The 12,610-nt window shown below is 33.8% G+C and carries 11 protein-coding genes; 10 read left to right on the top strand and 1 reads right to left on the bottom strand.

The features are described 5' to 3' along the window. Nucleotides 1-3: 3 nt before the first annotated feature. From OD917_RS15025 to queG, 7 genes are all read left to right on the top strand, one after another. Nucleotides 4-549, top strand: a complete 546-nt coding sequence (locus tag OD917_RS15025) for a c-type cytochrome (protein WP_129748548.1) — start codon at nucleotides 4-6, stop codon at nucleotides 547-549. A gap of 27 nt (nucleotides 550-576) precedes the next feature. After that, nucleotides 577-1,971, top strand: a complete 1,395-nt coding sequence (locus OD917_RS15030) for a quinol:cytochrome C oxidoreductase (protein ID WP_263524240.1) — start codon at nucleotides 577-579, stop codon at nucleotides 1,969-1,971. A 19-nt stretch (nucleotides 1,972-1,990) separates the two neighbouring features. Next, nucleotides 1,991-3,181 carry a cytochrome c oxidase subunit II gene (locus OD917_RS15035; RefSeq protein ID WP_111368032.1) on the top strand — a complete coding sequence of 397 codons (1,191 nt, stop codon included), beginning with the start codon at nucleotides 1,991-1,993 and terminating at the stop codon, nucleotides 3,179-3,181. Between the two features lie 30 nt (nucleotides 3,182-3,211). Then, entirely contained in the window at nucleotides 3,212-5,014 is a 1,803-nt protein-coding gene (locus OD917_RS15040; RefSeq protein ID WP_111368034.1) for a cbb3-type cytochrome c oxidase subunit I, read from the top strand. A gap of 106 nt (nucleotides 5,015-5,120) precedes the next feature. Further along, nucleotides 5,121-6,143 (top strand): Holliday junction branch migration DNA helicase RuvB, encoded by a 1,023-nt coding sequence (gene ruvB / locus OD917_RS15045; RefSeq protein ID WP_263524241.1) that lies wholly within the window; start codon nucleotides 5,121-5,123, stop codon nucleotides 6,141-6,143. 11 nt (nucleotides 6,144-6,154) lie between these two features. Beyond that, complete coding sequence (locus OD917_RS15050) at nucleotides 6,155-7,501, top strand: cytochrome P450 (protein WP_263524242.1); 1,347 nt, start codon at nucleotides 6,155-6,157, stop codon at nucleotides 7,499-7,501. Beyond that, complete coding sequence (gene queG / locus OD917_RS15055; RefSeq protein WP_263524243.1) at nucleotides 7,501-8,424, top strand: tRNA epoxyqueuosine(34) reductase QueG; 924 nt, start codon at nucleotides 7,501-7,503, stop codon at nucleotides 8,422-8,424. Before OD917_RS15050 ends, queG begins: the two co-directional genes overlap by 1 nt. 129 nt (nucleotides 8,425-8,553) lie before the next feature. Here queG and OD917_RS15060 read toward each other — a convergent pair whose 3' ends face one another. Continuing rightward, on the bottom strand, nucleotides 8,554-8,784 hold the full coding sequence (locus tag OD917_RS15060; RefSeq protein ID WP_263524244.1) for a hypothetical protein: 231 nt from the start codon (nucleotides 8,782-8,784) through the stop codon (nucleotides 8,554-8,556). Between the two features lie 290 nt (nucleotides 8,785-9,074). Here OD917_RS15060 and OD917_RS15065 point away from each other — a divergent pair, with 290 nt between their 5' ends. The 3 genes from OD917_RS15065 to ruvA all read left to right on the top strand — a co-directional run bounded on the left by OD917_RS15065 (nucleotide 9,075) and on the right by ruvA (nucleotide 12,607). Beyond that, nucleotides 9,075-9,500, top strand: coding sequence for a CBS domain-containing protein (locus OD917_RS15065; RefSeq protein ID WP_111283755.1), 426 nt, complete (start codon nucleotides 9,075-9,077; stop codon nucleotides 9,498-9,500). Nucleotides 9,501-9,655: 155 nt separating this feature from the next. Next, nucleotides 9,656-11,947, top strand: coding sequence for an NADP-dependent malic enzyme (locus tag OD917_RS15070; protein ID WP_263524245.1), 2,292 nt, complete (start codon nucleotides 9,656-9,658; stop codon nucleotides 11,945-11,947). Between the two features lie 78 nt (nucleotides 11,948-12,025). Beyond that, nucleotides 12,026-12,607 (top strand): Holliday junction branch migration protein RuvA, encoded by a 582-nt coding sequence (gene ruvA, locus OD917_RS15075; RefSeq protein WP_263524246.1) that lies wholly within the window; start codon nucleotides 12,026-12,028, stop codon nucleotides 12,605-12,607. The last annotated feature ends 3 nt before the right edge of the window (nucleotides 12,608-12,610 follow it).

A 12,610-nucleotide genomic window follows, 5' to 3' on the forward strand; every position in this document is an offset into this window, starting at 1 on the left:
GCTATGAAAAGGATATATAAAATAACACTTTTAGTTGGTATAACTATTTTAGTTTCATCTTGCCACAATAATTCGGCACCGAACTATCAGTATTTCCCAAATATGTATGAGTCTGTTGCTTACGAGCCATATTCAGAAGCAAAAATATTTAAGGGAGGAAAGGAAGGACAGCTTCCTGTTGCAGGAACTATCAATAGAGGTTTTGAACCTTATGAATATGAAAACTCAACGGCTGGTTATGAATTAGCAAAAGCTAATTTAAAATCACCATTGACAGAAGAAGAGAAAAACTCTGGTAAAGGGAAAGAACTTTTCGAAATTTACTGTATTAGCTGCCATGGTGCTGCTGGTAACGGTAAAGGTAAATTGGTTGAAAGAGAAAAATTTCTTGGAGTACCTAGCTATAAAGACAGAGAGATCACTGAAGGAAGTATTTTTCATGTTGAGACTTATGGTTTAAATGCAATGGGTTCACATGCAAATCAATTAAGTGCTCACGAACGTTGGTTAGTTGCTGACTATGTTCTGAAACTAAAAAGCCAATTATAATTGTTGAACAAACTGATCGTAATAGATATGTATACATTTTCAAGTAAATTAAAAACTTTTTCTATCATCTTAATGGCCGTTGGTTTATTAGGAATTGGGTATGGTTTTTTAAGTGCACCAAAAGATATTCAAGAAGTTGAAAAAATACTAGCTGCAGAGGAACATGGTTCACATGGTGCTGCACATGAAGAAAAAGCGGAGGCATCTCACAAAGAAGCAGGTCATCATGAAGCTGCTGAAGCTACTCATGACGCTCACAAAGGAGCTGCAAATGCTGAAGTTTCTGGTGCAAATGAGCACGAAAAACATTTAGAGCACGTATTACACCAATTGCAAAATAAGCCTTGGTCTGCTGTATATGTAGCTTGTATTTTCTTTTTACTGCTTTCAATGGGAGTTTTAGCTTTCTATGCTATCCAACAAGTTGCTCAAGCAGGTTGGTCTCCAGTTTTGTTTAGAGTTATGCAAGGTATCACAGCTTATTTACCGGCTGGTTCTGTTATCTTCTTTATCATCTTAGTTTTATGCGGATTACACTTCAACCATATCTTTGTTTGGTTAGGTGAAGGTGTAACTGATCCTAAAAACGCTAATTATGATGCTATTATTGCTGGAAAATCTGGTTATTTGAACTTTCCTTTCTGGATTGTAAGAGCAGCTATCTTTTTGTTAGGATGGAATTTATACCGTCACTTTTCAAGAAAAAACTGTTTAGCACAAGATGAAGCAAATGATGATCTTTACTACAAAAAGAACTTCAAAGCTTCTGCAGGATTCTTAGTATTCTTCATTGTATCTGAGTCTATCATGGCTTGGGATTGGATTATGTCATTTGACCCACACTGGTTTAGTACATTGTTTGCTTGGTATGTATTTGCTTCTTTCTTTGTAAGCGGTATTACAACTATTGCATTAGTAACAATTTATTTAAAATCAAAAGGATATTTAGAGTATGTAAATACAAGTCATATCCATGATTTAGCTAAGTTCATGTTTGGTATTAGTGTATTCTGGACTTATTTATGGTTCTCTCAATTCATGTTGATTTGGTACGCTAACATTCCGGAAGAGGTAACTTATTTTGTAACAAGAATTCAATTATATAACCTTCCTTTCTTTGGAGCGGTTGTTATGAACTTTGTTTTCCCATTATTAATATTAATCAATACTGACTTCAAACGTCTTAACTGGGTTGTTGTAATGGCAGGTATTGTGATATTATTAGGTCATTATGTTGATTTCTTTAATATGATTATGCCTGGTACAGTAGGAGACAAATGGTTTATTGGAGTTCCTGAAATTGCATCGATTCTTTTCTTCTTAGGTTTATTTATATTTGTTGTATTTACTGCATTAACTAAATCTCCTTTGCTTGCAAAAAGAAATCCTTTCATCGAAGAAAGTAAACATTTTCATTATTAATATTTAAAGAAGTAAACAGATGACAAGTTTGTTGGTAATTATAGTTTTAGTTTTATTAGCGGTTGCATTATGGCAATTGACGAAGATATTTGATCTTACTCAGGTGGGGTCGTCTTCTGATGATTCTCAGGTTGCATCAGATAATGACAATAACGTACAGGGATATATTATGTTTGGCTTTTTAGCTTTCATATATATATTTACGATTTATGGTTTACTAAAATGGGGTAATTTGGTACTTCATACTCCTGCTTCTGAGCACGGTGGTTTAGTAGATAATTTAATGAATATTACTTGGGTTTTAATCTTTACAGTTCAAGTTATTACGCAAGGCTTGCTTTACTGGTTTTCTTTTAAAAATAGAGGAAACAAGGATAGAAAAGCATTATTCTTTGCTGATAGTAATAAACTAGAAGCAATCTGGAGTATTATTCCATCGGTTGTTTTAGCTTGTTTGATCCTTTACGGATTATATGCTTGGAATAACATTATGTTTGTTGATAAAGATGAAGATGTAATCGAAATCGAATTATACGCTCAACAATTTAAATGGACAGCTAGATATGCTGGACAAGACAATGTTTTAGGTAAAGCTAACGTTCGTTTAATTGAAGGCGTTAATACATTAGGAGTTGACATGTCTGATCCCAATGCTCAAGATGATATTGTAGTTTCAGAATTACACATCCCTAAAGGTAAAAAAGTTCACTTTAAAATGCGTTCTCAGGATGTATTGCACTCAGCTTACTTCCCTCACTTTAGAGCACAAATGAACTGTGTTCCAGGTATGGTTACTGAATTTGCTTTCGTTCCTACTTATACTACTGCAGAATATAGAGAGTTACCATTTATGGTTGAAAAAGTAGCACACATCAACAAACTTAGAGCTGAAAAAAGCGCTGAATTAGTTGCAAAAGGTGGTACAGCTTTAGATCCTTACACATTTGATTATTTATTATTATGTAATAAAATTTGTGGAGCTTCTCACTACAACATGCAAATGAAAGTTGTAGTTGATTCTCCAGAGGATTACAAAAAATGGTTAAGTGAGAAAACTACTTTAGCTCAAGATATTAAAGCGGCAGCTGCTGCTGAGAAACCAGCTGAAGGAGCTGCACCAACTACAGATACTGCTGCAAAAGTAATTGACACTGTTAAAACAGTTGTCGATACAGTTAAAGCTGCTGTAGCTAAAGTTGCGATGAAATAATATTATTAAGAAAATTTAAAGTACAAATATATGTCAGCAGAAGCGCACGGTCACGATCACGGACACGATCACGAGCACGAACATCATCATAAAGACACGTTCATTACTAAATATATTTTTAGTATTGATCACAAAATGATTGCTAAACAATACTTGATTACTGGTATTGTTATGGGAGTAATTGGGATTGCAATGTCCTTGCTTTTTAGAATGCAGTTAGCGTGGCCAGAAGAGTCTTTCAAAATATTTAATGTTTTATTAGGAGATAAATTTGCACCTGATGGTGTAATGGCAAATGATATTTATCTGGCTTTAGTTACAATTCACGGTACCATCATGGTATTCTTTGTACTGACGGCAGGTTTGAGTGGAACATTCAGTAACTTATTGATTCCACTTCAAATTGGAGCAAGAGATATGGCATCTGGATTTATGAATATGATTTCATACTGGTTGTTTTTCTTATCAGCAGTAGTAATGTTATGTTCTTTATTTGTTGAAGCTGGACCAGCTTCTGCAGGATGGACAATCTACCCTCCATTAAGCGCATTGCCTCAAGCAATTCCTGGATCTGGAACAGGTATGACATTATGGTTAGTATCTATGGCTATTTTCATCGCATCTTCATTGATGGGATCTTTAAATTACATTGTTACTGTACTTAACTTAAGAACTAAAGGAATGTCTATGACTAGACTTCCTCTTACAATCTGGACATTTTTCGTAACAGCTATTATTGGTGTTATTTCATTCCCAGTTTTATTATCTGCAGCTTTATTATTGATTTTCGATAGAAGTTTTGGTACTTCATTCTTCTTATCTGATATCTATATTGCTGGAGAGGTTTTACACTACCAAGGAGGTTCTCCAGTATTGTTTGAGCACTTATTCTGGTTCTTAGGTCACCCTGAGGTTTACATCGTAATCTTACCAGCGATGGGTCTTGTTTCAGAAATTATGGCTACAAATGCTCGTAAACCAATTTTTGGTTACAGAGCGATGATTATGTCAGTTCTTGCAATTGCATTCTTATCAACTATCGTTTGGGGTCACCACATGTTTATTTCAGGTATGAATCCTTTCTTAGGATCTGTATTTACTTTCACAACTTTATTGATTGCAATCCCTTCTGCTGTAAAAGCATTTAACTGGATTACAACTTTATGGAAAGGTAACTTACAATTCAACCCAGCGATGTTATTCTCTATCGGAATGGTTTCTACTTTCATCACTGGAGGTTTAACAGGAATCATTTTAGGAGACAGTACATTAGATATTAACGTTCACGATACTTACTTCGTAATTGCTCACTTTCACTTAGTAATGGGTATCTCTGCACTTTACGGAATGTTTGCTGGTATTTACCACTGGTTCCCTAAAATGTACGGAAGAATGTTAAACAAAAACTTAGGTTACATCCACTTCTGGGTAACTGCAGTGTGTGCTTATGGAGTTTTCTTCCCAATGCACTTTATCGGGTTAGCTGGTTTACCAAGACGTTATTATACTAATACAAACTTCCCATTATTTGATGATTTACAAAATGTGAATGTTTTAATTACAACATTTGCTCTTGTAGGAGGTGCGTTCCAATTAGTATTCTTATACAACTTCTTTAGCAGTATTTTCTACGGTAAGAAAGCAGTTCAAAACCCATGGAAATCTACTACTTTAGAGTGGACTACGCCAGTTGAGCATATTCACGGAAACTGGCCAGGAGAAATTCCTCACGTATACCGTTGGCCGTATGACTATAGTAACCCTAATCACGATGTAGATTTTGTTCCTCAAAATGTACCAATGAAAGAAGGTGAAGAAGTTTTACACCACTAAAAATAATCAAAGGCTGTCAGAAATGACAGCCTTTTTTGTTTAGTTAAAGTTTTAATCGTTCAGTTTAACTATTTTAGAAACTGATTAGTTTATATATCTTTGTGGGATGAATGAAAATCTAGATCCTAATACTAAAGGATATAACTCAGAAGAGTTAGATCTTGAAAAAAGATTGCGTCCGCTGTCATTTGATGATTTTGCTGGACAAGATCAAGTTTTGGAAAATTTGAAAGTCTTTGTTGCCGCTGCCAACCAGCGTGGAGAAGCGCTCGACCATGCCCTTTTTCATGGTCCTCCAGGTCTAGGAAAAACTACTTTGGCAAATATCTTAGCTAATGAGTTGCAAGTTGGTATTAAAATTACTTCTGGTCCAGTATTGGATAAACCAGGTGATTTGGCTGGTCTGCTGACAAATTTAGACGAAAGAGATGTTTTGTTCATTGATGAGATTCATAGACTTAGTCCTGTTGTTGAAGAATACTTGTATTCTGCAATGGAGGATTTCAAGATTGATATTATGATTGAATCGGGGCCAAATGCAAGAACGGTTCAAATCAATTTAAATCCTTTTACTTTGATTGGAGCAACAACACGATCAGGATTATTGACTGCTCCAATGCGTGCACGTTTTGGAATATCTTCTAGATTACAATATTATACTACTGAACTTTTAACCACTATTGTTGAAAGAAGTGCTTCTATATTAAAAATGCCTATTGATCTAGAGGCTGCTATTGAAATTGCAGGAAGAAGCCGTGGAACTCCCCGTATCGCAAATGCTTTATTAAGGAGAGTTCGTGATTTTGCGCAGATAAAAGGGAACGGAAGAATTGATATAGAAATTTCTAGATATGCCTTAAAAGCACTTAATGTAGATGCTCACGGTTTGGATGAAATGGATAATAAAATACTACTTACGATTATCAATAAGTTTAAAGGAGGGCCGGTGGGACTTTCAACTTTAGCGACGGCGGTTAGCGAAAGCAGTGAAACTATTGAAGAAGTGTACGAACCTTTTTTAATTCAAGAAGGATTTATAATGAGAACGCCTCGAGGAAGAGAGGTTACAGATAAGGCTTATAAACATCTCGGAAAAGTTAATACAAACAATCAAGGAGAGTTATTTTAATACTAATAGAAATGTCTATAAGTAAAAAATATAATTATCCGCCAAAACTTTCTATTTTAAGATTTTTTGTTGATGCCGAAGGAGTTCGTAAAAATCCTATACCTTATCATAAAAAATATTTTGAACGTTTTGGAGATTCATTTTCTATAAGAATTGGAAAATCACGACACATTATTTTATCTAGAGATAATGATGTAGCTCAATATATATTGCAAAAAAATCATAGGAACTATTATAAATCCAAATTTCAGTCTGTTTACTTATCTAAATATTTGGGTAAAGGACTATTAACTGTTGATGGAGAATATTGGTTAAAGCAGCGTAGACTTATTCAGCCAGCATTTCATAAGCAAAAGATGAATCAGCTGGTTGACAATATGAAGACGACAATCATTTCTGAGTTAGAAAGAATTGAGGAAAATAGCGTAGTAGATCTTTTTCCTTTAATGAGTGAACTGGCTTTTAATGTTGTTGCTAAGTCATTATTTCAATTTTCTATAGCAGAAGAAAAGCTGAATCGGATAAAATATATTATTGAAACAGTTCAAAATTTCCTAATTAAAGAAATTCGACTTCCACATAAAGGATGGTGGTTTGCTATTAGCGGCCAGGTAAAAAAGCATCTTTTATTGGCTGAAGAAAATAATGCAATCATTCGAAGTATTATTGAAGAACGAGTTGCATCAAAAAATGAAGTCAACGATTTGCTTAATATGCTTTTGGAAACTCGTTATGAAGATACTAACGAAGGAATGTCGGTTGACCAATTAATAGATGAAATAAAAATTTTATTTATTGCTGGTCATGAAACAACTGCTAATGCGCTGACTTTTACATTACAATTACTAGGAAGCCATTTAGATGTGCAGCAAAAAGTATATGAAGAAATTCTTGAAGTTGAATCTGAAAGCAATGATGTCATAGAGCAACTCCAAAGAATGACTTATATAAATGCCGTATTGAATGAATCAATGCGTATGTATCCTCCAGCTTGGATTACAGATCGGCAAAATGTGGAAGATGATGTTTTGGGAAAATTTAGTATAAAAAAGGATACTTTAATTGGTGTTTCTTTTTATGAATTACATCGAAATCCAAAATATTGGGATAATCCAGATCAATTCAATCCAGATCGTTTTTTAGGGGAACAAAAAAAACATTCGATGCAATATTTTTATCCCTTTGGAGCTGGACCAAGAATGTGTATTGGTGCTGGTTTTGCTATTTATGAAATGTGTTTAGCGATTTCTTATATCGTTAAAAAATACAAAATCGTTTCAGTAGAAAATACGGTGAAGTTTAATCCGCTGATTACCTTAAAACCTGTTGGTATTGAAGTTATTTTTTCTGAAAGATAATGATAAATTCTAAAGAGAAATATTCGAAATTTATTAAAGATGAAGCGAAAAGACTTGGTTTTCTTTCTTGTGGAATATCCAAAGCAGGTTTTTTAGAACAAGAAGCACCTCGTCTTGAAAATTGGTTAAATAACAATCGAAATGGTCAAATGGCTTATATGGAAAACCATTTTGACAAGCGTTTAGATCCAACTTTGTTAGTTGATGATGGTAAAAGTGTTGTATCTCTTTTGCTTAATTATTACCCCGATTCATTGCAGAATGACGAAAGTTTTAAGATTTCTAAATATGCTTACGGACAAGATTACCATTTTGTAATTAAAGATAAATTGAAGGAGCTTCTTTATTCTATTCAAGAAAACATTGGTGAAGTTTCCGGAAGAGCTTTTGTCGATTCGGCACCCGTTTTAGATAAAGCTTGGGCTGCCAAAAGCGGACTTGGCTGGATTGGAAAAAATAGCAATTTAATTACTCAAAAAGTAGGTTCTTTTTACTTCATCGCTGAGCTAATTATTGATTTAGAATTAGAATATGATCATGCGGTAACAGATCACTGTGGTACTTGCACAGCTTGCATAGATGCTTGTCCTACACAAGCTATTGTAGCCCCTTATATAGTTGACGGTAGTAAATGTATTTCTTATTACACTATCGAATTAAAAGAAAACCTTCCTAATGAAATGAAGGGAAAATTTGATGAATGGATGTTTGGTTGTGATACCTGCCAAGATGTTTGCCCGTGGAATCGATTTTCTAAACCACATTCGGAGCCTCTATTTAATCCAAATCCAGATTTACTCTCTTTTACTAAAAAAGACTGGATGGAAATCACTGAAGAAACTTTTAAACTTGTTTTTAAAAATTCACCTATCAAGAGAACAAAATTTGAAGGTTTAAAACGGAATATTAAATTCTTAGAGTAGAATAAATCTTTTTTTGGATGCTGTAATTTATTGCTGTTTTGTAAAATGTAATCTATAAGAATTTATTTACTGATAATTATTTTAAGATTTTTTAATCTGTTTATTCTATAATGGTGTTAGAATTTCTATTCAGTATATAGTCATTTCACTTAAAAACTCAAATTCATCCATAGAAATCAATTGAAGAACTGTGTCTAAAATGAGGTCTACATTAATAGATTTACTTTTGTTGGTTTCAGAAATTTTAAGAGCGTCTTGCTCTAAAGCTAGAATGCAAAGTTTTAGCATATCGGTAACTACACAACCCTTGAATGTTGTTAGGCTATATGTCCCTCCTATAGAGCTTTTTTGATTTGCCATAATTTTTCTGCTATAAATATTATGCTCCAATGGAGCATTGTTTTTATGGTTATAAAAGTGAAATAACCCCGCTAGGTTACAGGTATCTAGAACAGATCTGTAAACGTTAAAAAATCTAATTTTCTTCAAAAAATAACTCTAAACAAATTCATTCTTTACACTATAATTTTGAAAATGTAAAATTTGGCGTATTATATTTAAAATGAATTGGTTAAGTTTTTAAAAAATCGATTTCGTTGCAAATTGTGTTGGATTTTGTTATAACTTTATAAATCTAAAAATTTTTCATTATGACTGTAGATCAAATACTTAAAGCAAAAGGAAGAAATGTCTATTCTATTTTCTCCAATTTAACGGTTTATGATGCGTTAAAAGTAATGGGAGACAAAAATATTGGAGCGATTCTAATTATTGATAATAACGTTTTAAAGGGAATCTTATCGGAAAGAGATTACGCTCGAAAAATTGTTTTAAAGGATAAATCTTCTAAAGAAACTTTCGTTCATGAGATTATGGAAAGTAATGTTTTTACAGTTAAACTTTCAGATAATCTTGATGATTGCATGCAACTTATGAGTGAAAAAAGAATACGACATCTGCCGGTTTTAGAAGACGGAATTGTCGTTGGAATTATTTCAATTAGTGATGTAGTGAAGGCAATTATAGAAATTCAGAAAGATACCATTCAGCATTTGAATTCTTATATTTCTCAATAAAGCATAGCTAAAAAAGATAAAAATTTAAAAGGAGTCCAATTTCTATTGGACTTTTTTTATTTCTCTAAATAGATTTTAGGAAAAGAAAACGCTAAAAAGATGCCTTTTTAAAACAAGACTTATATCTTTGTAAGCTAGAATAAAAGCTAAAAATAATGAACAAAGAGAGTAAAAGAAGAGAAGCGCTGCTGTATCACGCAGAGCCAACTCCAGGAAAAATTCAGGTAGTTCCCACAAAAAAATATGCAACCCAGAGAGATTTATCATTGGCCTATTCGCCAGGAGTTGCAGAACCATGTTTAGAAATCGCGGCAAACAAAGAAGATGTTTATAAATACACAGCAAAAGGAAATTTAGTAGCCGTAATTTCAAACGGTACAGCTGTTTTAGGACTTGGAAATATTGGTCCAGAAGCAGGAAAACCTGTAATGGAAGGAAAAGGGCTATTATTTAAAATTTTCTCAGACATTGATGTTTTTGATATCGAAATCGATACCGAAAATGTTGAAGAATTTATTCAGACTGTAAAAAATATTGCTCCAACTTTTGGAGGTATTAACCTTGAGGATATCAAAGCTCCTGAATCTTTCGAAATCGAAAGAAGATTAATCGAAGAATTGGATATTCCAGTAATGCATGACGATCAGCACGGAACAGCAATTATCTCTTCTGCAGCTTTAATCAATGCGCTTGAATTGGCAGGAAAAAAAGCAGAAGACGTAAAAGTAGTGGTTTCTGGAGCAGGATCAGCAGCGATTGCGTGTACAGATTTATATGTTTTACTTGGAGTAAAAGTTGAAAATGTTTTAATGTACAACAGTAAAGGACTTTTAACTAAAGATAATCCAGCACTTTCAGATTTACAATTAAAATATGCAATTGACGGACCTCAGATTCCTTTAGCAGAAGCTGTAAAAGATGCTGACGTTTTCATCGGATTATCTTCTGGAGATATTCTTTCGCCAGAAATGCTGTTAACAATGGCAAAAAGCCCGATCGTTTTTGCAATGGCAAATCCGAACCCGGAAATCGATTATAATTTAGCTTTAGAAACGAGAAAAGACGTTATTATGGCGACAGGACGTTCCGATTTTCCTAATCAAGTAAATAATGTTTTAGGTTTCCCTTATATTTTTAGAGGAGCATTAGACGTAAGAGCGACTAAGATCAACGAAGAAATGAAAATGGCGGCTGTAAAAGCTTTAGCTATTTTGGCAAAAGAACCAGTTCCAGAGCAAGTAAACGTAGCATATGGCGCAACAAAACTTGGTTTCGGACAAGAATATATCATTCCTAAACCTTTCGATCCTAGATTAATTACTGTTGTAGCCCCAGCGGTTGCAAAAGCGGCAATGGAATCTGGAGTGGCAAAAAATCCTATTACAGACTGGGCAGCTTATGAAGATGTTCTTCGCGAACGTATGGGTAACGATAACAAAATGGTACGTTTGATTACAAACCGTGCTAAATTAGATCCTAAAAGAATTGTTTTTGCTGAAGCAGATCAATTAAACGTTTTAAAAGCAGCTCAGATTGTTTACGAAGACGGAATCGGATTCCCAATTTTATTAGGAAACAAAGAACAGATTTTAGAATTAAAAGCGGAACTTGGTTTTGATGCAGATCTTGAAATCATTGATCCTAAAACAGATGAAGAAGAAGCAAGACGTAACAAGTTTGCAAATTCATTCTGGGAGACAAGAGGACGCAGAGGCGTTTCTAAATTAGACGCAGAGAAATTCATGCGCGAAAGAAACTATTTTGCAGCAATGATGGTTAACGAAGGTGAAGCAGATGCTTTAGTTACAGGACATTCTAGAAGTTATCCTTCAGTGGTAAAACCAATGATGCAATTGATTCCAAAAGCGCAAAATGCATCGTTAATTGCAACTGCAAATATGATGTTGACTTCAAGAGGGCCAATGTTTTTATCAGATACAGCAATAAATATCAATCCATCTGCAGAAGATTTGATTAACATTGCTACTATGACTGCAAAAACTGCAAAAATGTTCGGAATTGAACCAGTTATTGCAATGGTTTCTTTCTCAAATTTTGGTTCTTCAAGCAGTCCAAGCGCTTCAAAAGTTAGAGAAGCAGTTGCTTACTTGCATAAGAATCATCCAGAAATGATCGTTGATGGAGAAATTCAGGCAGATTTTGCTTTAAATCCGGAAATGCTTCAAGAGAAATTCCCATTTTCTAAATTAGCTGGAAAAAAGGTAAATACATTGATTTTCCCTAACTTAGAGTCAGCAAATATCACTTACAAATTATTAAAAGAATTATATAAAGTGAATTCGATTGGACCAATCATGATGGGTATGGGCAAACCAGTTCATATTTTCCAATTAGGAGCAAGCGTAGAAGAAATGGTTAATATGGCTGCAATCGCTGTTATTGACGCTCAGGAAAAAGAAATTAAAAAGAATAAAGCAGCGCAATAAACGTTCTTACGAGGATTGGACAAATTTGTCGTAGTTTTATGGCATTTTTGTTATATTTGATACTAATTAATTATATTTATGATAGCACACTTGCAGGGAAGATTAGTAGAAAAGAATCCTACAGACGTTGTAATAGATTGTGGAGGTGTTGGTTATCAGGTAAATATATCACTGCATACTTTTGCCCTAATACCAAATTCCGAAAATATAAAATTGTATACGCATCTTCAAATTAAAGAAGATGCGCATACTTTATATGGTTTTGTTGAAAAATCGGAGAGAGAAATATTTAGAATGCTAATTTCTGTATCAGGAATTGGAGCTGGTATTGCTAGAACGATGCTTTCGTCAATAGAACCAAAACAAATTATAAATGCTATTGCATCTGGAGATGTAGGTGTAATACAGTCTATCAAGGGGATAGGAAACAAAACAGCACAAAGGGTTATACTTGATTTAAAGGAAAAAGTTGTTAAATTGTACGATATAGATGAAGTTTTTGCTGTTCAGAACAATAGAAACCGAGATGAAGCGTTATCTGCTCTAGAAGTATTAGGTTTTGTGCGAAAAGCTTCTGAAAAAGTGGTGGAAAGGATTGTAAAAGAAGATCCTGAAGCTACTGTCGAAACAATTATCAAAAAGGCTTTAAAAAGCTTATAAATT

It is taken from the genome of Flavobacterium sp. SH_e (assembly GCF_025717045.1).
Classification (GTDB): Bacteria; Bacteroidota; Bacteroidia; order Flavobacteriales; family Flavobacteriaceae; genus Flavobacterium.

Coding starts and splice junctions, on each gene's coding strand:
- ruvB (WP_263524241.1), top strand. CDS start 5,121: ATGAATGAAAATCTAGATCCTAATACTAAAGGATATAACTCAGAAGAG.
- ruvA (WP_263524246.1), top strand. CDS start 12,026: ATGATAGCACACTTGCAGGGAAGATTAGTAGAAAAGAATCCTACAGAC.
- OD917_RS15060 (WP_263524244.1), bottom strand. CDS start 8,784: ATGGCAAATCAAAAAAGCTCTATAGGAGGGACATATAGCCTAACAACA.
- OD917_RS15040 (WP_111368034.1), top strand. CDS start 3,212: ATGTCAGCAGAAGCGCACGGTCACGATCACGGACACGATCACGAGCAC.
- OD917_RS15035 (WP_111368032.1), top strand. CDS start 1,991: ATGACAAGTTTGTTGGTAATTATAGTTTTAGTTTTATTAGCGGTTGCA.
- OD917_RS15025 (WP_129748548.1), top strand. CDS start 4: ATGAAAAGGATATATAAAATAACACTTTTAGTTGGTATAACTATTTTA.
- OD917_RS15065 (WP_111283755.1), top strand. CDS start 9,075: ATGACTGTAGATCAAATACTTAAAGCAAAAGGAAGAAATGTCTATTCT.
- OD917_RS15070 (WP_263524245.1), top strand. CDS start 9,656: ATGAACAAAGAGAGTAAAAGAAGAGAAGCGCTGCTGTATCACGCAGAG.
- OD917_RS15050 (WP_263524242.1), top strand. CDS start 6,155: ATGTCTATAAGTAAAAAATATAATTATCCGCCAAAACTTTCTATTTTA.
- OD917_RS15030 (WP_263524240.1), top strand. CDS start 577: ATGTATACATTTTCAAGTAAATTAAAAACTTTTTCTATCATCTTAATG.
- queG (WP_263524243.1), top strand. CDS start 7,501: ATGATAAATTCTAAAGAGAAATATTCGAAATTTATTAAAGATGAAGCG.